Raw genomic sequence first — 22,091 nt, forward strand, 5'->3', positions numbered from 1 at the left:
GGACTAAAAAGTTCGCTGAGGGTGATGTCATCCAGTGATGGGATGAATGCAGTCAACTACCGACGGTAAGGCATCTGCCAAGTACCTAAAGGTCGAGTTCGACGTCACCCCGGGGTCGCGAGCAACAAATCAGAACGTCGCCTCCACCTGGGGCATCAAGGGGGACTGGTTCGTAGTCGACTTGACCATCAATGAGGGGTGTAACGCAGTAGTGGCAAACACCCGTGCGGCAACTCCAACGCACGGGTACGTCGCAGGCTTCCGCTAGCGCTAGCAAAGATGGAAATCGGGCATCCCAGTGAACGGATAAACGACTGCGCGCAAATGTAACGCTCGGCCCGACCGTTGCGGCCTCGATAGGCGGGTGCGGGGAGCGCACAGTACGTTGTGTGACGCCAGGTTCAACGGGCGCATCGGCAACAAAATTTTCCATGTAGATGTCGCCCCACTCCACACCACTCTTCAGAAGCTCGGCTTTGAGTCCTTCCATGAAAGCGCTCGGTCCACACAGATAAAAGGTGCTCTCTAGTGGTACACCAAGGGCGAATAGCCCCGCCGCGGTGATACGCCCCTCCACGTCATAGCGGCGCTGCAGGCGATCATCATCGGTAGGCCGACTCAAGAACGTCAAAGCGCGAACTTTTGATCTGTCCTTCAAAAGGCGTGATATCTCGTCCGCAAAGGCGTAATGGGTTCCATCGTGAGCACCGTGGACCCACCACAAGCGCGAATCTGCTTCGTCAAGTTCCGATACAACGGTTTGCGCAAGCATTCCCAGCAACGGCGTGATTCCGATGCCAGCACTAATTAGGACTATGGGTTTCACGGTTGGATGGAGGAAAAAATTGCCCCGCGGCGCACTGACCTCAAGGGTATCGCCTACTTTGAGGCTATCGTGCAAGTAAGCACTCACACCACCCTCGATTCGCTTTACACCGATGCGGTAAATGCCCGCATTGTCATCGCATAGTGAATAGCTACGGATCTGACGTGAATCCGTTGCTGAGCGTGCCACGCGTATGGCTACATATTGTCCGCCGCGATGAGGTGGCAACGGCTCGTCATTTGGGTCCGCGAGACTAAATGCACACACGTCATCGGACATCTTCACTCGGGCTACCACCCTCAATCGGCGGAAACCAGGCCAAGCAATTTCGGGTTGGGAGGGTGCCGCGGAAGCGGTAAGCAAATCTTCGAAAGATTTTCGCCACCCCACGCTGAGCGCTGGCAAATTAGCCGCGCGGCGAAGATCTTCCTTGCTGCGGTTCCCCTTGTATAGCAACGAATCTATGTCGGCGACACTCATCGCATCACTCGCGCGACTGATGCGCTCAATCCGATCCCCAGCACCAACTTCCCCAGTCTCCAGCACGCGCATATAAAACCCTGGCCGGCGGTGCGCAACCATCAGTGATGGTAATTCGGGATGCTTCATACGGAAGCCCACCTTGTAACACGTGACGCGTGGCTGAGTGACCTCAAATAGAGCTGAGCCGATTCGGTATCGATCACCTATACACACATCCTCATCGGAAAGCTCCGTTACGGTGAAATTCTCTCCAAATTGCCCAGGCTCTAGTCCCTCGCGCTCCAATACTTTCGCCCAATAGCGAAGGGATTCCTCCTGATACACGAGGATCGCGCGATGTTCGCCACCATGACCAACAAGGTCGCCTTGTTCATCACCTGCCAGGTTGAGTTTTGTCATGGTTACGCGACCGGCAACCGGCGCTTTCCAAATAGCTGTCCGAACCACCTTGTCTTGCCAGGTGATGTCCTTGGCCCTGCCCACGTTGATCGACAGTAAGACAGCCATCGTTATCGATCCTTCCTCATCTTCCCCAATCGCTTGAGAAAGTGTTCTTACTTCGTAGCGGCGCGTGCTAAATACACCGAAAAGCGCCCCCGGGAATCTGTCCATTCTCGAATCGGCACCCAGCGGCTAGCGCGCAGCAATACAGAAGCGCCATGCGAATCGTATTTGTGACTATTCTCTGTATGGATGGTTTGCCCGGCCTGTAATTCAAATTCCTGAGAGTCAACCGTAAAGCGAACGTCTCGCACCGCCTCCAAATGCATTTCGATGCGGGACTGCTTAGCGTTCCAGCGCGCGCGATGGCAAAACGCACTCACCGGAATCGACCCATCCAGTTCACGATTGATGCGTTCTAGTAAGTTGAGGTTGAACTTGGCAGTGACACCTTGTGCATCATCATAGGCCGCTACTAAGGTGCGCTCGTCCTTGATTCGATCAATACCGATCAGCAGCATGGAATCCGGTCCAAGCGTGTCCGCCATGAGTCGCAACAAGTCCACCGCTTCGGCGGCTAACAAATTGCCTACTGTCGACCCAGGGAAAAACGCTAGATACGGTGCGTGCACTGCCGATGGCAAGGCAACGCGCGACATAAAGTCCCCTGCAATGGGATGCATGGGCAATGACGGGAATCTTTGACCTAACACGCTAACCGACGCGGCAAGAAACTCGCTTGAGATATCGATCGGCACATAAGCGCTTGGGTTGATCGCCGACAACAACAACGGCGTCTTCATCGATGAGCCAGAACCATATTCCACGACAGTCCGACAGGGATCGATGAGCGAAGCCAAATCCTTCGCGTTGTCTGTCAAGATTTCACATTCAGCCCTAGTGGGGTAATACTCGGGCAAACGTGTTATGTCCTCGAATAGTTCCGATCCGCGGCGGTCATAAAACCACCTTGGGGATATGGTCGGTTGGCGCAACGCCAAACCACTAAGCACACCCTCACGGAATGCGGGATCTACTTCGTTAGAACACACATCGAGCATACGCTCCATCATCGACTCCTCGCCAAACGCACACCTGCAAACTGCCAACGCTGGTGTGGATAAAAGAAATTTCGATAGCTCGCTCGCACATGGCCGCGCGGCGTCGCACAACTACCGCCCTTAAGTACAAATTGTCCGGACATGAACTTGCCGTTGTATTCCCCAATGGCACCGGCCTCAGCCCTAAAGCCTGGATGACCAAGAAACGCAGAGGCCGTCCACTCCCACACGTCACCAAAGAGCTGTCTGAGCCCATGTCCGCCGAGATCGGCCTTCGGCGCTACAGCTCCAGGGCCGTCGAGAAACGTGCCCGATGATGAATCACAGCTTTCTGCCGCACTTTCCCATTCGGGCTCCGTGGGGAGCCTTGCCCCCGCCCATCGCGCGTACGCATCGGCTTCGTAATAGCTCACGTGGCAAACCGGTGCGTCCATCCGAATGTCCGACCAGCCACCCAAACCGAAGGATTGACCCCACTCACCGTCAGCTGATTTTCGCCAGTACTGAGGTGCAGCGATCTGTTGCGCGTTCACCCAAGCCCATCCATCTGAGAGCCAGAGCGCCGGGTTTCGGTAACCGCTGTCGTCAATGAAATCGCGCCATTCGCGATTAGTGACGAGACGGTCCGCGAGGGCATACGGGTCCAACCATGCCCTATGCCGGGGGCGCTCACAATCAAAGACAAATCCATCGCCATCGGCCCCGATGCTTACAAGCCCAGCCTCACGTTCTATCCAACTCATCGTGCCGCGCTGTTGCGATTGACTTGAATGCATTGGAGGCCAAGGCGTTGCTTGGAGTGGACTGCTGTGCATCAAATGCTGGAGATCCATCACGATGAGCTCTTGATGTTGCTCTTCGTGATGGCATCCAAGCTCAATTAGCTCTTTCGCGCGAGGAGAGAGATCGCTCCATGCAGCAGCCAACCGGAAATTTACATGTGCGCGGTAGTCATAAATTTCTTCGATCGACGGCCGAATAAGAAGGCCGCGACTGGCTCGAGCGACGCGCGCTCCTTCAGCTTCGTAATAACTATTGAAGAGATACGGATATTGCGAGTTGAACTGGCGATACCCCGGTAGATGATCCCTTAGCACAAACGTTTCAAAGAACCAGGTCGTATGCGCGAGATGCCACTTCGCTGGCGAAGCATCAGGCATAGATTGCGCTGAAGCTTCCGCATCGGAAAGAGGATCACATAGTGCTTCCGTTAACGATCGCAACCGAAGAAACCTTTGCAGCAAAGGCTCTCCTATCGCAGCCGGAATACCCGCAGAGAACAACGCCGTCATGTCCAAACACCCTTCAAAGAGATCTCAAACAAACCATCACTAGCGCAGAACGTTCCGCTTCACAGTGATCCGCAAATGATCAAAACCTTGATGAGTTTTCAATTTTGTTTTCACTCGCGAATTCTGGCTATAACCACTACGAGGTACTACAAGGTTACTTCGCGAAATGGCGGTCAAGGCCTCACTCACCATCCAGCAATTTCATCATTGGGTCGTTCGGACCCCTCATCAGCCAAACCTTGCGTTCGCCTGTGCTTCGTCCGATGGGCAATAACCTGCGCCATTTCAGCGATAAGCCTCTACTCGCTCCAAATCATTCGCAACAACCCCATCGTGAAAGGGCGGTGAAACTGTCCCAGATGAGTTACGTCGCGTAGAAATAGGCAAACTGAAACCAGCAACTGCGCCGCCATGCCGACACAAGGCCGGCTGACAACATAACCACTATAAACTCTATTGACAGGTTACTGCAATAGGGCACAATCGTGCTCATGCAAAGGAGCGTAAAGTCATGGCAGAGGAACTCGGTTTGCTTGCCGGGAACTGGCGTCGTGGAATGCGTGATGCCGCCGATCGAAGGCTGGATGCACGTACGCCCTTGGGCTTGTTATCGCCTTGCATGGTTCGTGGCGTGCATGCAAAGGAAAGTCCGTTACAGCCCCAAGATCTGCAAGGGGGCGCGAGTATTAGCGAGGTCGCCCGAATGGCGATTGAGCATGCAAAGCATCATGGCTTCCAGCTCTGGCCTAGCTGGTAGGCCCATGCCTGATCGAAGGCACCCTAAGAGGCAACGTTAATGACGACACGCGATCAAGAACCCGCTTCAACCGTATCCCTCGCCATCGAGGTTGTTTTGGTGCCCGTCACTGATGTTGACGTTGCGCTTGCGTATTACACGGAACGCGTTGGTTTCCATCTGGATGTGGACTATCAGCCGATGCCCGATTTCCGTGTCGTGCAACTTACTCCACCTGGATCTGCGTGCTCCATACAGCTGGTGAAGGCGGACTCTTCTGGTCGGCGCTGCCAGCTATTTCTTGTTACCACTGATCTGGCTGAGACCCGAGGAAAGTTAATTGCTCGCGGCGTGGTGGTGGGCGACGTTCGGCACAAACAACCATTTGATGCATGGGCGGGGGGATGGAGCCCGGGCTTGGATATTCAGCGTCGCGACTACGCTAGCTTCGCTGATTTTGAGGATCCCGACGGCAACATTTGGACGCTGCAGGAGCGCGGCTTTCGGAAAGCTTGAATTCATCAATAGCTGAGAGGTACGCAACTATGGGACTGTCCTGGCAGCAAGGGCCACTGAGCGGCGCGTCCGTGGGCCACTTTATTACACCAACGCCACTACCAGAGCGGCTGTTGTTTGCCGAGCGCCTTCGTCGTCGTATGCGAGTTAAGTTCGCTGATGAATGGATTGTGGATAGCGAAGACGTGATTTTGTTGCATGAGCCAGCTCGCTATCCGGTTGCGTACTTCCCAATTAGTGCGGTGCTGCCTGGGGTTCTGGTTCGCGAGAATCGAACGACAAAGCATCGCGATCTCGGTAGCACTGATTGGTATGCAGTTACAGTTGGCGCACGTCGAGCCGACCATGCAGCCTGGCAGCACGCGGACTTACCGGATTACGCGAACGTGCTTCGCGAGCGTGTCGCATTTGCTTGGCGCGCCATGGATGCTTTCTACGAGGAAGACGAGCGCATCGTTGGTCATGCGGCTGACGCTTATCATCGCATCGACATTCGTCGAACCTCGCGCCATCTGGTTGTGAAAGATGGGGAGAAAACTATCGCCGACACTAAGCGCCCGATGGTGCTCTATGAGTCCGGTTTTGCGCCACGATGGTATGTGCCGCGCGAGGACATCGCTGAAGACGCACTCGTACCGACTGAGGGGCAAACCTTTTGCCCATACAAGGGACTCGCCAGCTATTATGACGTCGGTCATCAGCGCAAAGCTGCGTGGTACTACCCGGAAGCGTGGCCCGAAGTTGCGGCTATATCAAATCTGATCTCGTTTGAGGCTGATCAGCTTGATATCTACCTCGATGGCAAGAAACTTCAGCTCGAGCCAGGTCAGACTGTAGTGGCGCACGGAATCGATCGTGGTCTCGAGCCCGACGAAATCCTCACTCGCCGCTAATAACGTAACCTCTTGTTTATTGCCGCCCTTAATTGGGGCGGCTCTTTGATTCGCGGGCGCCTTAGCGGTAATCGCATGCGTCATGCCGTTTCCGGCACTAGGTTGCGGTCGCGAGCAACGCGAACTGGCCATTTGGAAGTCTTGAAACGCCAGCTTCCGAACTCCCTAGGTCATTCCTCCGGCGCCCACTCACCGAGTGGCGTTACGGCTTATCGTCCTGCAAACCGTCGTGGGAACTCAGGGTTTTGGCAGATTCCGCTATCTCGGGGCGCAAGTAGAGGATTAAACAAAAGCAAACAATCACCAGGCCGGCAATCGGATAGATGAGCGCGATCACCGCGGCTGCCAAGAATGCCAGCAAGGTCAATACCGAACGCCTCAGCATTGCTCTACGTACAGGGCCAGGGATTGCATGCATATGCTGACGGTCGAGCACTTCCATGCACAACATCATGTAAGTGGCATTAACTAACAGGAAAACGAACGCGTAGATTGCCACTGGTACAGGTGCCAACCTCGTGTTGGCGATCCAAATCGTCGTGAATGGCACAAATGACACGCTAAACAGGTGCGCGAAATTGGCCCAAATCAGCTGCGACGTAGGAGTGGGCCTGTGTCGGAAGAGATGGTGGTGATTGACCCAAACAATCGCAAGGAAGAGATAGCTCACCCCATAACTTACAAAGGATGGCCACAATCCAAGCAGTGCGTGCCAATCCTCACCATCGGGTGGCCGAAGTCCGAGGACCAACAAAGTGATGATGATCGCGAATACCGCATCACCGAAAAACACTAAACGGTCAGCATTGTTATGCGATGCACTCATGGCCTTCCCCCCGTTTTGCGTCACGATACATCGTCAACACTCACATCGGTTGCACGTCGTGTAGCAGCGCGCCCGAGGCACGCCGCTTTACGTAGCATGACAGGTGCCAACTTACGGCACCTGTCATGATTCGACCTATCCCACTTCTCGGGGAGCGTTACCCTAGAGCAGGCAGCCACTTGGCAATTGCCTGACCGATCTCATCCGGCGAATCCTCCTGGATATAGTGCACACCCTTAACCGTGACTTCGGTCTGCGCCGGCAAGCTGCGGCAGAATTCGAGATCCGGCCCTGCTGACAGGATACCGCCCGGCTCAGCTCGAATAAACAATTTCGGGACATCAGTCGTTTTCAGCCACTTGTCGTATTCCTTCACGATCGCGACCACATCGGCGGGATCGTTCTCGATAGGAATCTGTCGCGGCCAGGTCAGTGTCGGCCGACGACCCTCACCAGGAGTAGCAAACGGACGGCGATATTGGTTCATCTCTTCTTCCGACAGAGTACGCAGGATCGCACCCGGAAGGATTTTCTCGATGAAGTAGTTTTCTTCCAAAACCATCTGCTCACCAGCTTCGGAACGAAGCCCCTCGAGCGCATGACGCATCTCGAACTTGTCCCAGTGATCCCAGCGCTGAGGCACGACAATTGCTTCCATATACGCGATGCCCTTCACAGCGTCGCGATGGCGGTTTGCCCAGTCGAAACCTAGGGCCGAACCCCAGTCGTGAATCACCAAAGTAACCTTCTCACGTACGTCCAGCGCCTCAAGTAGTGCATCGAGGTAGCGACGATGCTCCACAAATCGATAGGAGTCCGGACCGCTATTCGGCAGCTTTGCAGAGTCGCCCATTCCGATGAGGTCGGGAACAATGCAACGACCAAGCGACTGCAAGTGCGGCACAACATTGCGCCACAGGTAAGAAGACGTCGGATTGCCATGAAGGAAAACGATCGGGTCACCTTCACCCACTTCGACATATGCCATCTCGCTGCCGAGGATGTTCTTACGCTTTTTTTCGTACGGGAATGCTGAAGAGATCATGTTAACTACTCCGAGAGAGGAGAATTGAGCCAGAGCATTGATGCTGTAGCAGTCATTCGCCTCTTAATGAACTAAATACCGAGTGATTTTTGCCCATTGCTTCCAATGTGCAGAGCCAACAAATTTCGAATTAACAGTGCGTCATCTTATTCACCTACTAATCTTTCAGATTGCTGCGCGTCCTTTTGAACATCACGACCTTCTGATGCGACTCCTTTAATTCTCTGCGGTGCAATGCCAGACAAACGTCCTCACACCACCGCCGTGTATTCGGGTATTACGTCGAAGCTGCAGACGGGTTTCATTGCGCTCGCGACGCGACATTAAGTCGGGCTGCCAGCAAGTACATTGCGTCATCGACCTCCATTTCCGGCGGATCCGACACGCCATACGGTCAATGCCTGCGCGCTATGCAGCGCTTGGCTTCCTTCATCTCGATGGCGGCCCAGACCAACCGTCGAATGTTGTAATCGCGATTCACGTCTCAATCACACCGTCCAACGTTCCCTTGAATGGAGTAACCGCCTCGAATGCGCTAAGAAGGTTACTCTCGCGATTTACGCCTGTCAAGCACATGGGTTCGATTAGACGCGCCTATTTCGACGGTCCTGTCTGAAAGGTCTAGTTGCGATATCGCCGCCGCGCCCTATGCGTCGCTAGGGGGCGTTGAGTACTCTGTGAGAAGAGAGCATTGGGCTGGAGAAATATGCTTTACCGCTAACTGCGGTGCATCCATGCCGTGGCGGACTAAGGGCCACTTGCAGCGCTCGGGTGTGTGCTTGGCGTTGGAAGCCATCGGAGTCACGCTTTCGCACGAAGGTGCAAAGCAGACGTTCGACAATGCATGCAACGAAACAACGGGGGCACGCGTAGTGCTGTCGTGCGATGACGCCCCTTCGCATGCTTGGCGAGAATGGGCCCAACCTATCATCGTGGATTTAAAGTTGCGGACACCGCGGATGATCGGAGCACCAGCTCGGGTGACCGCCGCACAGGAACATTTCGGTCAGTGCAATTCCAGTGAGATCAATTCTCGCCTGTTTCGCTGACCCACATTGAGTGCGCCAGTACAGGCAAATTGAGAAATCGCACCCAATAGTCACTCAACGGTCCGCAGACTCGAACCTCACGACTTGTTCGTTGGTCCCAGTGCGCAGACCGCCCTGATCTTCTTGTTCATCGGGCCGTGTCCCGCTCATTGCTGCGCGCCTAACCTTCCTTCGATGACACGCGCTCTTTGCGAAGAGGTGTGGCTATTTTGAGATAGCTACCATCCAGATATGCGCCAGCACAGCGACGCACCAATCTTTTTGTTTTAGGTCGGATGTGACCGAAATCGCTGTGAAAATGGCTCTCCCCGAAAACAGAGCATCGACAGCTGTGTCGTGTGAGTCCTATACCAACAAACGTCGAGCATCGCGCTCAGGTTTTCCTAAGATCCAGAGTGGAGATCACACTCGAATCAATGACCTTTGACTCTCTCGCGATACATGGCCTGCTTCGCGCGATTGCCGCAGGTGGTCATGCTGCACCAGCGTCTGCCTCGCCTATCTAGAAAGAACATGGAGCATTTGCGCCCTTCACAAGACCTAATCGAAGCAAAGTCGTCGGAAACCACAAACCTTCCGATCGCTTCGGCGAGTGGGACCAAAAGTGCATCGGCCACAGCCCACCGTCGTTGCGATACCAACTCAAGTTTGGAGAACTCCTCTTCTGTGCGCCGAGAAGGTTTCATAACAATCTGACTGAACAAGGCATCCCTTTCCAGGATTCGGTTAACCGGCGCCAATTCAGTAACGGCTGCGGCAGAAAGGGGATGCCCCCTGTGCTCCCCGACAAAAGCGCGAAACCACTCACGTAGCTCGCGCGCTCGAGTCGCAACAGCTCCTAGGTCATCGCTGGGCGGCAACGCGCGAAATGTATTCAGCACATTGTCTGGCACTAGTTTCGCTTGCTCTAACCATGACAGGAGCGCCTCTCCATCGAGCAGCCACTCGTAAGGATCATCTGCCCTGACCGTGAGGGTGTTGAGGAAGTCCAAGGCAACCGAATCACCTATGAACACCGCCGGGAGCCTGTTTGATGTACCCATTTGCTTTTCCCTTGGTGCCACTCACCGTGCGGCACTGAACGCTTCACATTGAGTTATGATAACCTCTCTAAAGTTCTTTTAGAAGTTACGTAACTCATGCGTCCGAGTCTCCGCACGCACAACGGAGGCGAGGGCCCCGGGTCTAGGTCTCTAGGCGTGTGAGAGCGTGAACCCTGGTAGGCCGAGTAAGTAAGCACGTTATGGGTATTCACATCAGCGTTATCGCCGATTGCCCCGCGAAGGGCGGAGGTGAGTTTTTATCCGCGCGGGCTCGGGCCTCGCACGCCAGTGGCGCGCCATGGCTCTTTTGTCTGTTGACGTTGCTTGCCGTTGCGACAGGACAGCTGTGGTGGCGTCGGCGACCGGAGACTTATTTCACGGCAGAGCAGGAATATCTGGCCCTAGATGCAACGAGGGAGCTCATGAGCGCTTGCTGGAATGTGGCTGCAGGCGATGAGCACATAGATCAGCGATCACAGATGGCAGAGCACGCGCTTGCCGCTGCTCTTAGGCTAGTTGTAGTACCAGGGATTGACGTTTGCTTGTGCGGACTGTCGAGTCGCTACCGATCCGTTCTGTGTCACGGACGCACTAACAGTCTCAGCGCTACCCGAGCTCCATCAGGCGCCAGCACTGCAACACCCCTGCCGGCATGCCGCGTTATGGGCATCTAGGTCATTCACCCAGTGGAACTCTAGCGACAAACATCTAGCGCTACGCAGGTTGACAACGCCAGCGCCTGTTGGTGGTGTTGCTCAGCTGCGTCGTGACGATTTCGGGCGATTCGCAGCGTCCTTGACGCGCTGCCTGTGCGCCGCTTGCTTTGCACGGTTGCCACAGATGGCCATACTGCACCAACGTCGTGCGTGGCCCTTCGTGTGATCAGCAAAGAGCAGCGTACAACTCGGGCCCTCGCAAGCCTTTACATGCGAGAAGTCTTCATCGCACACCAGACGGGCCATCTCTTCGGCGATGGGTAACAACAGGGCTTCTGGTGATGTCCAGCGCCGGGAATGAGATAGCAGCAGAGCTGACTCTGCGCCGCGTGGTTGCGGCAAGATTTCAAAATAGCCTTCATCGCGCTTCAAAAGTCGATTAAGCGGCTCAAGGGCATTTACGTCTGCAGCCTTTAAAGCCCGACCTTTGCGCTCCTGGACGAAGGTCCGAAACCATTCTCGCAGCGCGCGAGCCTGATCAGCCAAACGATCCAACTCGCCTGGAATTGTCCGCGACCGCATAGCATCGAGTACATCTTCATCTACAAGGTGTGCCTGCTGGAGCCAGCTTAGCAAGCCCTCTCCATCTGCGATCCAGTCAACTTCGGTGTCGACCGGCGTCGCCACAGAGTTAAGAAAATCGAGGCCGAGCGAATCGGCTAGGAACATGGCGGGAGGTAGCTGCGACATAACCTATATTTCTCCTGACTCCATAGAGTAACTGCTTTGGATGCCGTTTGCAAGTTATTAGAGTTCGCGGCGTCGAAAGTATCCTGCTAGCCGGATAATCTAAATCCAGCTGCTCTGGCGGTCTCCCGTAGCACTGCGATGCTATCTAGCACCAAGCCTTGCCTTCCTCGCGTAGGTTCAGACGTTCACCCCTGATAGTGAAGATCGCAATCAACCGGCCGATATAACTATGCAAGCCATATAAACACTTAGAACCGTCGAGAAGGGGAATCTCTATGACGAGCGGAAGATGGTGGGAGTTCTACTTCGTCAGATACGCAATGGGGACCGTGATTGGTGCCCTTGTCGTCATCACACTTATGCATATCGACCCTGCGCTAAATCGGGTGCTCGGACGGTTACTCGATGGACTTGATGGCGGAGGCCGTTTCGCTGTTCTCGGCGGGCTAGGTTTGGTCTACTGCTACATATCTAGTATCCCGATTCTTGTTTTGCACGCAGGCCGCTTACTTCTCCCGATCGGGCCGCGGATGGTGAAACGCAGCAAGCTGAGAAAGCTCTATGAAGAAGCACTACCGGCAGTCTTTACAGCTACCGTATACGCCTTCTCAGTGCTCTATGTTTTCGTGCAATTTGAGCTCTTGCGCTCGCCGGAGTTGGACAACCGAATCGCCAACTTAAGCTTCCTAGCGTTCATCGTTACAGTCATGGTTCTCGCTGGTCTAACCTTCTCCCTCACTTTCTTCAGGAGCAGGTGCTACCAGTTCTACAAGAACCTTGCCAAGGCAAGAGCTCGCCAAGGAGATGCGGGGGAGCTTATAACGTCGTACAGGCACCTCAGAGAGCACGGAAATTCAATATTCATTGTTGCCCTCGAAGCAGTCTTCGGTTTAACGATGCTTAGTGCTTACCGCGTGGCATCTGGCCTAAAGCATGAGCACTTGGGTTTGATCTACGCACCCCAGTTCTATCTGTATGGCGTTATTGCCATGGCTTGGATCTTGCCGGGTGTGGCTGTTTGGCTATTCGCGACGTTGATTGAAAATGAGTTCGTACGCGATCCCATGTGGCCATAGTTGACCTGCCAAAGGCCCTCCGTCCCTCCAGGAATCGTCTGCAGTAGGCTCATCACCAATCAAAAATGATTTCAGGCAAATTCACGGGAAGAAAGGCCAAAAATCTGCCCTGACTCACCTTCGCGACCAATATTTCGCCAATGAATCCTCCAAAGAAACCCAAGCCCCAGATCAACCGGACCTTTCACGATGTATCAGAGGAGGAGGCCGCTAACGTTGAGCGGGCATCCATATTGGCCAGGCTTGGTTGGTCGAGTTCCCTTGGATGGAACACTCTGCTTGAATCAAAACGCATCCTAATAATCTCAGAAGCCGGCGCGGGAAAGACGTATGAATGTCGAACCCAGAGGCAGGTTCTTTGGGATCAAGGGCAGCCCGCCTTCTATCTCGACCTGGCGGAGCTCTCCGTCAACAACCTACGCGACCTTCTATCGGCAGACGAGGAAGCTAGGCTCGATGCCTGGATCGCAGCACAATCAGACGTTGCAACATTCTTTCTCGATTCGATCGATGAGCTTAAGCTAACCCTTGGCTCATTCGAAACTGCGTTGAAGCGATTGGGAAAGGCCGTTGCCGGCCAACTAGGACGGGTTCGAATTGTTATCACGACGCGACCAATCGCCGTTGATCAACAACTCATACGTCAGCACTTTCCAGTTCCAGATCCTCGTGGGCTCTACGAGTCCTGTGATGCTTTGCGAGAACAGCTCCCATCTGAACTTGCCGCGTTAGTTGTGGACACCGTGTATCTACTCGACCTGATGTACTCACCGTTGAGCGATTACTACTCGTTACTCGCATCGAGGTATGCAACGATCACTCGTTGGCTTGAGCGATGGCGTTCCGATCTGTCAGGAGGTTGGCTAGCGCTTGAGCCACCCATTCAGTTCCAGGCGTGGCCCAATCGGCATCGCAGCCACGTCGTGTGGGGCTCGCTCGGCTTTCGCAGTGTCCAGAACCAACTAGCTGAGCGGCTCAATAGCACGTTGCGCGGTGCTGGCTAACTAGTGCCGATCCGACGTATTGATCGCGCGACAGTCTCTCCTTGCTCGCATCCCGTTCACGTCACAACGGAACGTCCTGTATCGAGCAACCTGAAGAAGTACTGATCCTATGAATGATCTCGAGCGGGTACTCATCGCGGTAGCAAGCCTAACTAAAGACAGTGGAATGGTCGCCAAGTGGCTACTCGATCCGCTAGACACATTTGATGGAAAGACGCCACTACAACTCGTTGAGGAAGGTCGTGCCGGCGACCTCCTCAGATATTTAGCATCGGTGGAGTCTGGATTCGTTGGCTAACAACGGTCGTATCCCGCCAGTGTCACCTAGGGCCGTGCGCTTTCGTGGGTCGACGCCTGTGCTTGCTCTCCGGAAGCCTGATGTGGCCGCGGGGCCGGGATCTCGGTGGGGTTTGTTCACGCTTCAAGGCGAGTAGCGGGCAAAGACGAAATCACGATTTTTCACAGGCAAGTGGCATGAAAAACAGGCGGCCACGTCCAGCTTGGAGGGCTTCCCTTGCTGGAACTGGGTGTACCCCCAGCCACCGGTGGTTGCGTATTCCCGTGAGTTCTTGACCATGAATTGAATGTGCGTCGGGGCGCCCGCAACGAATGACTGGGCATGACCGAAAGCCTTGTTGTTTTCTTCAGATGGCACGTACGCCCATGCCACGCGGGCAATGACTGCGCCGTCTGGGAACGGAAGTGTGCCGTCGCGATAGGCCTTAACCGCAATATCGTTGCCGAGAACCGCCCGTATGTCATTGAGGTTGCCCTCCTCGTGGGCAACCGTAATCAACGTCCAGTCGCGATATGCAGGAGGTAGCTTGCCATCGAGGACGGCGGTGTTGTCATACCCTTCCTCCGATGCGGACGAGAGAATGGACCCGCCTAGACTCAGAGTAGTCACGGCAAGGACTGCGAACACATGAATATGTTTCATGGCGCGTTCTCCGGTAGTGCAGATGATCGGATGTCGCGGTAGTTCGATGAAATGATTTCTTCAACGTCTCGATTGAGATTAAACTCAGAGGCTTGAGTTACTGCCGATTTGTGCCACTTTTAGCGTTTCTTGCTGGTAGCGTTACTGACAGCATTCGCTATTAGTAGGGGTTGTGAACTTGTTCTCAAGGTGGCCGCCCCGTCAGGCCAAGCTCCCGAACAAACCCGCGAACTAAACGTTCCGGCAGATGCGATTACCTACCCGTTTCGAGCAGAGCCAGGACGTGAAGTTCGATTGTATCCACTGGTAGGCATCTAGCAGTGCGCCGAGTTGGGGAAGAAGGACACTGGCGATAGCGAGCAGGATGGCATTTACGTAGGGAAGTGCTTTCATTTGAATTGGCTCAATCACTGGGTAGGCGCTCGCCTTCGACTTCAAGAAGCCGATCTAGGCGGATGGTCTCGCCCGACCCCATCGCAAGATATTCGGCTCCATCGCGCGCATAGACATCCAAAATCGTCGTGCTGCGATGGGCATCGGCACCCGTGGCATCGATGAAACTGATGTTCACAAGCTTGCGCGCTGTTGCTATGTCCTCCAGTCGATCGTGAAATTCGCAAGAGATGGGTGCGTAGCTGCAGGAATTAGTGTTCATGACACACGCTTTTGAAAGAGATGATCTGGTCGCCGACGTTGACGCTGTCAGCGCATTTGATCGCTATAGGACGGGGCAAGGGCGATAGGACTCGTCCTTAGCGGTGCGGCTTGGCGAAGCGTTCTTGTTGTAGCTGAGCTCGCCTTTCGTGCTGCAGATCGATGGCAATAGACGTGGTGTCGCCCTTAACGAGACCGCGAACTTACCCGTGCACGACAAACAGCACGACTCCAAGAATGGACGCGGCTATCATCAATGAAAATATGCGTCCAAAGCCTATTGAAGATTTAGAAGACATTTTGCGTCTCCAGAAAAGTTGGGAAGAGGTTCGCGAACGTTGTGCCGCCGCAAAGATGGTTCTGTGATGGCAAGCGACGCAAATCAGGCTGCACGTGTCGGATAGTCGATGTAACCCTTCGGTCCGGGGCTGTAGAGCGTTGCCGTGTCTAAGGCATTCAGCGCTGCATTCGTCCGCATACGCTCCACCAGGTCCGGGTTGGCGAGGAACGGGCGCGCGAAAGCGATGAGATCTGCGTGGCCAGCTCGCAGCGCCTCTTCGGCGCTCGCCCGATCAAAGCCACCCGCAAGAATGAACAAGCCCTGGAACGCAACACGCAGCTGCAACTTGAACGCGGCTGGCACTGGCGGCGCGCCCATGTAGTTGTCCATGGCCGAATGATCGAGCACATGAAGGTATAGCAGACCCAATTTCGACAGTTCCTGAGTCAGTGCCAAGTACTGAGCCTCCACCTGCGGGTACGCGCCCGTGCTGTTGAACACTCCGTAAGGCGATAGTCGAATGCCGACGCGATCGGCACCGATGGCGGCGACGGTAGCTCGGGCGACATCAAGAGCGAACCGATTTCGGCCGTCGATGCTGCCACCGTACTCGTCTTCGCGTTGATTCACATTGGCGTTTAGGAACTGCTCAATTAGGTACCCGTTGGCGGCATGCAGTTCAACGCCATCGAATCCCGCTTCGATCGCGAGTCGCGCTGAGTTCGCATATTCATCGATGGTGTGGGCGATATCGATAGCGTTCATGGCCCGCGGCGTGCTTCGCGGTTGCATACCTTGGGAGTCCGTGTACATCTCGCCTGGACAGGCAATAGCCGTTGGACCGAGCACTTCCGCACCTGTAGGCAGGTTCGCCACATGGGAGACGCGACCCGTATGCATGAGCTGGACGAAGATCTTGCCGCCATTGGCGTGGACGGCATCAGTGACGGCTTTCCAGCCACGCACTTGCGCACTATTGAAAAGACCGGGAATGCGCGCGTAGCCCACACCATTCGGCGACGGTGACGTGCCCTCGGCGATGATCAGACCCGCGGAGGCACGCTGACCGTAGTATTCAGCCATCAGGGCGCTAGGAATGTTGATGTCGCCTGCACGGCAGCGCGTCATGGGCGCCATGACGGTGCGATTGGCAAGCCGAATCGACTTGGCTGTGAGAGTTTCGAAAAGCATAGATTTTTCCCAGCAAGGGCAGAATGTTGGAAGAGACGTGGGTGGAAGGGGCAAACCCTTCAATCGCAGGCCAACCTCAGGATTGTTGCGGCAGATAGATTGGCCTGGCCGCTGACAATGCTTGCTTCACCTGTACGCTGCGTTCATCGGCGAGCACTTCTTCCAGGCCCGCTTCAAGTCCGTCGAGCGCACGCTTGACGATCTCTTCGGCGCTGGATTTCGGAGCATCGAACGCGCTCGCGAGATCGGTATCCACGAAGCCCATGTGCAATGCCGTCACTTGCGTCCTTTGTGCTTCCAATTCGAAGCGCAGGGCATTGGTGAGCGACCACGCAGCGGACTTGCTTGCCGCGTACGCGGCCATCGAACCGCTGTTGACCCATGAAACGACCGACAACACGTTGAGCAACGCACCACCGCCGTTGGCTTTGAGAATCGGCGCGAAGTCCTTGCTCATGCGGAGCATGGCGAAGAAGTTAGTCTCGAAGATGCGCCGTGTGACGTCTTCGCTGTCTGATGCAAGAAAGCCACCAAGCTGCGTGATGCCGGCGTTGTTGATCACCAGCGTCACATCTGAGGCGAGTTTCGCGGCTGCCGCCACGTCGGTCGGATTGGTGACATCAAGCCGCACGGGCTCGACGCCGGGAAGCGTAATGGTGGCTGGGTCGCGTGCAGCTGCGTAAACCTTGCGGGCGCCGCGTGCCAGTAATTCGCGAGTGAATGCCAGACCGAGCCCACGATTGGCTCCGGTGACAAGAACGGTAGCGTTCTTAATCTTCATAAAAAGTCTCCAATAGGAGTAAACAAAGGGTTGATGGAGCTCGGAGGCCGCTGATCCTTGCCGCTCCCTGGCGAGAGTCCGTTATACGGTTTGACCAGCAAGGAAGTGGCTGCGTAAGTGGAATGCGCGGTGGTTGATATCGGGCGGCACTTCATACCGGTGCCGTTGTAACCAGTGAGAAGTCGATCTTTCGTCGGATGATCCGAAAGAGAGGTGGCACAGGGTCCTTCCGAACTGGCCATGGGCCGGTTCGTCGCTAGTGGCGTGACGAACCGGTCTGGCCTTTCCTTACGCGGTGATCACTTCCGTCACTACTTCGATATTGCCTTTCGTTGCCTGGGAGTACGGGCAGAACTGATGGGCCGAATGGGCAAGATCGTTAGCAATGGCCTGGTCCAAACCAGGAGCGTTGAGAGTGAACTTGGCTTCTAGGAACCAGGCTGGGCCGGTCTCGCCAATGTCGATCTGGAGATCCACCGACGTATCTTCCGGAAGAGTCACTTTCTTCATTTGGGCCACGATACCCAGAACGGTGATCCAGCAGGCCGACCAGGCACCTGCGAACAACTGCTCCGCAGTGGGGTGAGTTTCGGCGGCGACGAACTCGTGTTTCTCTCCGCCCTTAGTAGCCGACAGCTTGATGTCCAAGACGCCGTGTTCGCCGCGCTGGAGTGCCGGGTCCAGATTGAACTTGGTGTAGGTTTGGCCGGTGTAGTGAATTTTATCAATCTTGTTCATGACTCATTTCTCTGTGGGGATGTTTGGGGGATTGGATAAATTGATGGGCCCCGTCGTGCTCACGGCGAGGTCTTCTTTCATGGGTTGACTGGATGGAAGCATTGGCAAGCACCCTCAGGAACTCGGCGCTGGACGCCAAGTTCGAGAGTGAACGCTCCATTGGTGAGAGGGTATGGAGCGGCCTTAAGCAAGGACGACCAGACCCATGTCGTCAGTTCTCTTCAGGAATTCGATGCCAAAGCTCCACACAAGCTCCGAGCATCAATTTCTATGACGCGACTCTTGATGTTCTTTATTGGGCAAAGCGGCCGTTCACCGGAATTGGTGGCGGGCTGATTCGCCGCTGATCGCTCGACGAACTGAGGAGGCCACGCTTCAAGCCGTGGTGACTACCATGTCAACTTCGATGTTGCCGTCCACCGCCTTGGAGTAGGGGCAAATCTGGTGAGCTGAATGGGCGAGCGCTTCCGCAACATTCTGGTCCACACCAGGAATACGAACATTGAACTTGGCGCCGAGGAACCACGCCGGGCCGGTCTCACCAATGTTCACCTGGATGTTCACAGCAGTGTCTTCCGGCAGCGTCACCTTCTTCAGCGAGGCTGCAATGCCCAGGGCAGCGATCCAGCAAGCCGACCAGGCCCCGGCGAACAACTGCTCGGCGGTCGGGTGCAGCTCCGCAGCGATGAATTCGTAGCTTTTCCCGCCCGGAGTCGAGAGCTTCATGTCGACGACGCCGTGCTCGCCCCGCTGGAGCGCTGGGTCACGATTGATCTTGGTGTGGGTCAGGCCGGTGAATTGAATCTTTTGAATCTTGGTCATAACAAATTCCTTACAGGGAGTTTTCGTGGGTGGGGTTGGGCAAATATAGAATCGAAAGCGATTAGCTCGTATGCGACATGTATGGGTGCTAGAAGGGAGTGATGCTCTATCTGGAAATCTCAAACGATTGCTTCGCCCCATTTCCAAACATCCATCGCGTGCGGTTCAATCGCATGCGATGTAGAAATATTCAACGAGAAGCTCGGCGAAGTCAATAGAAGTTTGAAAAAAAGTTCTTTCTTTACATTCGGTCTATGTGGCATGGAAGTTGCTTCCGTCGCGATGGGCGCTACCGATTTCATCGCATGCGATGTATGATCGAGTGAGGCGCCCTGAGGCGCAGAAGAGATACGGATATGAAATCGAATCCTAAGTTGGCTGACTTTCTTTGCTTTGCCGTGTATTCGGCAAACCTTGCGTTCGGCAAGGCCTACCGACCCATCCTCGAGCAGCTTGGTTTGACCTACACGCAATATGTGACCATCGTTGCCCTGTGGGAGGAGGATGGTCTTACCGTGAGCGGGCTTGGCGAGAAGCTGTTTCTTGAATCGAACACGCTGACGCCCATACTCAAGAAGCTTGAGGCAATGGGTTATGTCGAGCGCTTGCGTAGCGCGGAAGACGAGCGCGTTGTCCGCGTTCACCTGACCAAGAGTGGACGCCGCCTTCGCGAGAAGGCGTTGAGCATCGACCTAGATGATGCCGTTGGCCTAACGCCCAAGGAATTCGCCGCTCTTCAGAAGGATGTCGTGGGGCTGAGGACTAACCTCCTCAAATCGCTCGACCGCGAGGAATAGTGGTGCGCTGGGCCCTTTGACGTGGGAAATGGGCATGCATAGACGGCGCTAGGCCTCCGATGCATGCCCGGGTCTTAGTCCGAAATCAGGTGCGTGGCGTGGGTGATGGTCCCTCCGGCACGTAGATCGGCAGCGACGAACGCGGTTTCGACAAGCTCCTCTTCGGTTGCGCCTGCCTTAACCGCCTCTGCCTTGTGGATCTCGATGCAATAGGGGCATTGCGTGGTCAGCGCCACTGCTACCGCCATCAACTCCTTGTACTTCTTTGGGACCACGCCGTCGGCGCGTGCCGCCTCGTCAAAGGCGAGGTAGCTCTTCCATGTCTCGGGCGCCTTAGCACCAAGCGACTTCAGTTTCCTCATGTTCGCCATGTCGTACATGCTCATCATCGTCCTCCTTCGCCGTGTGGTTCCGGCAAGAACATCGTTTGGCATTCCAACACACGCTTACTAAGCGAGAAGCGCAATGCTTTCTGCATTGCAGAAAAATGCGCTGTAGGCGTTAGACCGCGCTGCTGCCGACGTGGGTAAGCCGTTCAATGAAACGCTTCGGCCGACCCACCCGCAGTCACGCGGTTCGGAGCGGTCTCAGACCGACGCGGAGTTCCTCGGTGAATAACGTTGGCTGCTCCCACGCCGCGAAATGTCCACCCTTATCAAGCTTGTTGTAGTGAATGAGCTTGGGGAATGCCTGCTGGGCCCAGCTATGCGGCGTGGCATAGAGCTCATCTGGGAAAGCGCTCACGGCTACTGGAATGGTGACGCCTTTAACGCCGAAGAACGACAGCTTGTTCTCCCAATAAAGACGGGCAGAAGAGATCGCCGTGCCGGTGAGCCAGGTGAGCGTAATGTTGTCCAGGACATCGTCGCGGCTTAGACCGCTCGGATGACCATCAAAAGCCCCTGCGATAAGTGTGAGGCTTCGGGCATCATGATCGAGCAGGTAGGCCGCCAAGCCCACTGGCGAGTCTGCGATGCCGTACAGCGTTTGCGGGCGCAAGCCCATCTGGTACGCGTAGCCGATGCCCTTGGCGTAAACAAAGGTCAACATGTCATAAGCATGTTTCTCGTCTGCTGAAAGATTGGCCGGCGCTGGCGCACCAGAGGAGACGCCCTTTTCAATCGCCGGCGAGAGCACGCCAGGCATATTGGAATGAATGCCGATAAGTTCCGGCGCGTTCAACAAGGCCATCTGCTCGGTTACGATGGCGCCCCAGTCACCACCCTGCGCCACGAATTTCGTATAACCAAGGCGCTTCATTAACACGAGCCATGCGCGCGCGATGCGTTCCGGACCCCAGCCCGTACCAGTGGGTTTGCCGGAGAATCCGTAACCGGGCATCGAAGGAATGACCACGTCGAAGGCATCAGCCGCAGATCCACCGTGCGCCGTGGGATCAGTCAACGGCTCGATGATCTTCATCTGCTCGATGATCGAGCCGGGCCACCCGTGGGTAATGATGATCGGGAGCGCATTTGGATGCTTCGACTTGACGTGGATGAAATGGATGTCAAGTCCATCGATCTCCGTCATGAAGTTGGGAAGCTTGTTTAGACGGGCCTCGACGTTGCGCCAGTCGTATTCCGTAGACCAGTACGCAGCAAGCTTCTGCATGGTGGCAAGAGGGACGCCCTGCGTGCGATCTGCGACGGTTTCCTTTTCCGGCCACCGCGTTGCTTTGATTCGGCGACGCAGATCGGCAAGGTCTGCATCGGGAAAAGTCATATGGAAAGGCCGGATGGCCGTGTTGTCTCCGGCTGCTTGCTGTGTACCTGTTGCGCTCATGGCTTCACTCCTTTCAGAAAATAGACTGGACATCCCGAGTGGTGTCACAGCGACGACAGCCGCAGCAGCGCTGCAGAAATGCCGACGACTAAGGTCGGTTGCCTCTGGAATCTTTTTCATCACGTTCTCCTCGACGCGAAATCACTTACTTCGCCGCATGTGAACGGGCACGTCCCACGTGAGGATTAGAGGAGAAGAGTGTGCGAGCGTCTATTGAGCAGAGGCTCAATGATCTATACGGTAGTAAAGATCAACGCAATCGTATTGAGCGGTCGGGATTGAGCTGTTCGCAATCAACCAAACACCCGTTCTTTTTCACGGGAGCGTTCGTTATCTTTGGAGAAACGGGCGCGGTCAGGTGCACTTAGTGTACTAGCGCATCATCGACGCCTGTTGGGTCGTGCTA

At 55.2% G+C, this 22,091-nt stretch carries 21 protein-coding genes; 6 read left to right on the top strand and 15 right to left on the bottom strand.

The window, feature by feature from the left end; all coding sequences use genetic code 11:
• Positions 1–85: 85 nt before the first annotated feature.
• From DK366_RS18960 to egtB, 3 genes are read right to left on the bottom strand one after another with little or no spacing between them, the layout of a single operon-like run.
• Entirely contained in the window at positions 86–1,816 is a 1,731-nt protein-coding gene (locus tag DK366_RS18960) for an MOSC and FAD-binding oxidoreductase domain-containing protein (RefSeq protein WP_109127120.1), read from the bottom strand.
• Between the two features lie 47 nt (positions 1,817–1,863).
• Positions 1,864–2,820 carry an L-histidine N(alpha)-methyltransferase gene (gene egtD, locus DK366_RS18965; protein WP_198651628.1) on the bottom strand — a complete coding sequence of 319 codons (957 nt, stop codon included), beginning with the start codon at positions 2,818–2,820 and terminating at the stop codon, positions 1,864–1,866.
• On the bottom strand, positions 2,820–4,103 hold the full coding sequence (egtB, locus tag DK366_RS18970; protein WP_109127156.1) for an ergothioneine biosynthesis protein EgtB: 1,284 nt from the start codon (positions 4,101–4,103) through the stop codon (positions 2,820–2,822). The genes egtD and egtB overlap by 1 nt, the downstream gene beginning before the upstream one ends.
• 796 nt (positions 4,104–4,899) lie before the next feature.
• On the opposite strand from egtB, the gene DK366_RS18975 reads away from it, so the two are divergent.
• Positions 4,900–5,355, top strand: a complete 456-nt coding sequence (locus DK366_RS18975; RefSeq protein WP_109127122.1) for a VOC family protein — start codon at positions 4,900–4,902, stop codon at positions 5,353–5,355.
• A 29-nt stretch (positions 5,356–5,384) separates the two neighbouring features.
• Entirely contained in the window at positions 5,385–6,248 is an 864-nt protein-coding gene (locus tag DK366_RS18980; protein WP_109127123.1) for a DUF427 domain-containing protein, read from the top strand.
• A gap of 202 nt (positions 6,249–6,450) precedes the next feature.
• On the opposite strand, the gene DK366_RS18985 is transcribed toward DK366_RS18980, so the two are convergent.
• From DK366_RS18985 to DK366_RS19000, 4 genes are all read right to left on the bottom strand, one after another.
• Entirely contained in the window at positions 6,451–7,074 is a 624-nt protein-coding gene (locus tag DK366_RS18985) for a TMEM175 family protein (RefSeq protein ID WP_109127124.1), read from the bottom strand.
• Between the two features lie 157 nt (positions 7,075–7,231).
• Entirely contained in the window at positions 7,232–8,119 is an 888-nt protein-coding gene (locus tag DK366_RS18990; protein ID WP_109127125.1) for a haloalkane dehalogenase, read from the bottom strand.
• A 1,462-nt stretch (positions 8,120–9,581) separates the two neighbouring features.
• Complete coding sequence (locus DK366_RS18995; RefSeq protein WP_109127126.1) at positions 9,582–10,211, bottom strand: ABATE domain-containing protein; 630 nt, start codon at positions 10,209–10,211, stop codon at positions 9,582–9,584.
• 755 nt (positions 10,212–10,966) lie between these two features.
• Positions 10,967–11,617, bottom strand: a complete 651-nt coding sequence (locus DK366_RS19000) for an ABATE domain-containing protein (RefSeq protein ID WP_109127127.1) — start codon at positions 11,615–11,617, stop codon at positions 10,967–10,969.
• Between the two features lie 275 nt (positions 11,618–11,892).
• Here DK366_RS19000 and DK366_RS19005 point away from each other — a divergent pair, with 275 nt between their 5' ends.
• Together DK366_RS19005 and DK366_RS21620 are read left to right on the top strand one after the other, a co-directional pair.
• Complete coding sequence (locus DK366_RS19005) at positions 11,893–12,693, top strand: hypothetical protein (RefSeq protein ID WP_109127128.1); 801 nt, start codon at positions 11,893–11,895, stop codon at positions 12,691–12,693.
• Positions 12,694–12,833: 140 nt separating this feature from the next.
• The gene (locus DK366_RS21620) at positions 12,834–13,697 is read left to right on the top strand and encodes a hypothetical protein (RefSeq protein ID WP_109127129.1); all 864 of its coding nucleotides are present in this window, start codon (positions 12,834–12,836) and stop codon (positions 13,695–13,697) included.
• A gap of 421 nt (positions 13,698–14,118) precedes the next feature.
• Here DK366_RS21620 and DK366_RS19020 read toward each other — a convergent pair whose 3' ends face one another.
• Positions 14,119–14,637: a cytochrome P460 family protein gene (locus tag DK366_RS19020; RefSeq protein ID WP_109127131.1), complete on the bottom strand. Its 519-nt coding sequence runs from the start codon at positions 14,635–14,637 to the stop codon at positions 14,119–14,121.
• 403 nt (positions 14,638–15,040) lie between these two features.
• Positions 15,041–15,292 (bottom strand): hypothetical protein, encoded by a 252-nt coding sequence (locus DK366_RS19025; protein WP_109127132.1) that lies wholly within the window; start codon positions 15,290–15,292, stop codon positions 15,041–15,043.
• Between the two features lie 236 nt (positions 15,293–15,528).
• On the opposite strand from DK366_RS19025, the gene DK366_RS21710 reads away from it, so the two are divergent.
• On the top strand, positions 15,529–15,657 hold the full coding sequence (locus tag DK366_RS21710; RefSeq protein WP_255412624.1) for a hypothetical protein: 129 nt from the start codon (positions 15,529–15,531) through the stop codon (positions 15,655–15,657).
• A gap of 16 nt (positions 15,658–15,673) precedes the next feature.
• Here the strand turns inward: DK366_RS21710 and DK366_RS19030 are convergent, their stop codons facing one another.
• The 4 genes from DK366_RS19030 to DK366_RS19045 form a co-directional block, all read right to left on the bottom strand.
• The gene (locus DK366_RS19030) at positions 15,674–16,762 is read right to left on the bottom strand and encodes an alkene reductase (protein ID WP_109127133.1); all 1,089 of its coding nucleotides are present in this window, start codon (positions 16,760–16,762) and stop codon (positions 15,674–15,676) included.
• A gap of 76 nt (positions 16,763–16,838) precedes the next feature.
• Positions 16,839–17,543, bottom strand: coding sequence for an SDR family oxidoreductase (locus DK366_RS19035; RefSeq protein ID WP_109127134.1), 705 nt, complete (start codon positions 17,541–17,543; stop codon positions 16,839–16,841).
• Between the two features lie 288 nt (positions 17,544–17,831).
• Entirely contained in the window at positions 17,832–18,281 is a 450-nt protein-coding gene (locus DK366_RS19040; protein WP_109127135.1) for an Ohr family peroxiredoxin, read from the bottom strand.
• A gap of 375 nt (positions 18,282–18,656) precedes the next feature.
• Positions 18,657–19,103, bottom strand: coding sequence for an Ohr family peroxiredoxin (locus DK366_RS19045; protein ID WP_109127136.1), 447 nt, complete (start codon positions 19,101–19,103; stop codon positions 18,657–18,659).
• A 356-nt stretch (positions 19,104–19,459) separates the two neighbouring features.
• Between DK366_RS19045 and DK366_RS19050 the strand changes: the two genes are divergently transcribed.
• On the top strand, positions 19,460–19,900 hold the full coding sequence (locus tag DK366_RS19050) for a MarR family transcriptional regulator (protein WP_109127137.1): 441 nt from the start codon (positions 19,460–19,462) through the stop codon (positions 19,898–19,900).
• 74 nt (positions 19,901–19,974) lie between these two features.
• Here DK366_RS19050 and DK366_RS19055 read toward each other — a convergent pair whose 3' ends face one another.
• Both DK366_RS19055 and DK366_RS19060 read right to left on the bottom strand, forming a co-directional pair.
• Positions 19,975–20,286, bottom strand: a complete 312-nt coding sequence (locus DK366_RS19055) for a carboxymuconolactone decarboxylase family protein (protein WP_232821118.1) — start codon at positions 20,284–20,286, stop codon at positions 19,975–19,977.
• 181 nt (positions 20,287–20,467) lie between these two features.
• Positions 20,468–21,805: an epoxide hydrolase family protein gene (locus DK366_RS19060; RefSeq protein ID WP_109127138.1), complete on the bottom strand. Its 1,338-nt coding sequence runs from the start codon at positions 21,803–21,805 to the stop codon at positions 20,468–20,470.
• Positions 21,806–22,091: the final 286 nt, after the last annotated feature.

The organism is Dyella sp. C11 (assembly GCF_003121485.1).
Lineage (GTDB): Bacteria > Pseudomonadota > Gammaproteobacteria > Xanthomonadales > Rhodanobacteraceae > Dyella.

Bases quoted from the DNA above. Each gene is read 5' to 3' on its own strand.
- DK366_RS19035 (WP_109127134.1), bottom strand. From the start codon at position 17,543: ATGAAGATTAAGAACGCTACCGTTCTTGTCACCGGAGCCAATCGTGGG.
- DK366_RS21620 (WP_109127129.1), top strand. From the start codon at position 12,834: ATGAATCCTCCAAAGAAACCCAAGCCCCAGATCAACCGGACCTTTCAC.
- DK366_RS19025 (WP_109127132.1), bottom strand. From the start codon at position 15,292: ATGAACACTAATTCCTGCAGCTACGCACCCATCTCTTGCGAATTTCAC.
- DK366_RS18990 (WP_109127125.1), bottom strand. From the start codon at position 8,119: ATGATCTCTTCAGCATTCCCGTACGAAAAAAAGCGTAAGAACATCCTC.
- DK366_RS19055 (WP_232821118.1), bottom strand. From the start codon at position 20,286: ATGAGCATGTACGACATGGCGAACATGAGGAAACTGAAGTCGCTTGGT.
- DK366_RS19040 (WP_109127135.1), bottom strand. From the start codon at position 18,281: ATGAACAAGATTGATAAAATTCACTACACCGGCCAAACCTACACCAAG.
- DK366_RS18980 (WP_109127123.1), top strand. From the start codon at position 5,385: ATGGGACTGTCCTGGCAGCAAGGGCCACTGAGCGGCGCGTCCGTGGGC.
- DK366_RS19050 (WP_109127137.1), top strand. From the start codon at position 19,460: ATGAAATCGAATCCTAAGTTGGCTGACTTTCTTTGCTTTGCCGTGTAT.
- DK366_RS21710 (WP_255412624.1), top strand. From the start codon at position 15,529: ATGGACGCGGCTATCATCAATGAAAATATGCGTCCAAAGCCTATTGAA.
- DK366_RS18960 (WP_109127120.1), bottom strand. From the start codon at position 1,816: ATGGCTGTCTTACTGTCGATCAACGTGGGCAGGGCCAAGGACATCACC.
- DK366_RS18975 (WP_109127122.1), top strand. From the start codon at position 4,900: ATGACGACACGCGATCAAGAACCCGCTTCAACCGTATCCCTCGCCATC.
- DK366_RS19005 (WP_109127128.1), top strand. From the start codon at position 11,893: ATGACGAGCGGAAGATGGTGGGAGTTCTACTTCGTCAGATACGCAATG.
- DK366_RS19045 (WP_109127136.1), bottom strand. From the start codon at position 19,103: ATGACCAAGATTCAAAAGATTCAATTCACCGGCCTGACCCACACCAAG.
- DK366_RS19020 (WP_109127131.1), bottom strand. From the start codon at position 14,637: ATGAAACATATTCATGTGTTCGCAGTCCTTGCCGTGACTACTCTGAGT.
- DK366_RS18985 (WP_109127124.1), bottom strand. From the start codon at position 7,074: ATGAGTGCATCGCATAACAATGCTGACCGTTTAGTGTTTTTCGGTGAT.
- egtD (WP_198651628.1), bottom strand. From the start codon at position 2,820: ATGGAGCGTATGCTCGATGTGTGTTCTAACGAAGTAGATCCCGCATTC.
- DK366_RS19030 (WP_109127133.1), bottom strand. From the start codon at position 16,762: ATGCTTTTCGAAACTCTCACAGCCAAGTCGATTCGGCTTGCCAATCGC.
- DK366_RS19000 (WP_109127127.1), bottom strand. From the start codon at position 11,617: ATGTCGCAGCTACCTCCCGCCATGTTCCTAGCCGATTCGCTCGGCCTC.
- DK366_RS18995 (WP_109127126.1), bottom strand. From the start codon at position 10,211: ATGGGTACATCAAACAGGCTCCCGGCGGTGTTCATAGGTGATTCGGTT.
- egtB (WP_109127156.1), bottom strand. From the start codon at position 4,103: ATGACGGCGTTGTTCTCTGCGGGTATTCCGGCTGCGATAGGAGAGCCT.
- DK366_RS19060 (WP_109127138.1), bottom strand. From the start codon at position 21,805: ATGAAAAAGATTCCAGAGGCAACCGACCTTAGTCGTCGGCATTTCTGC.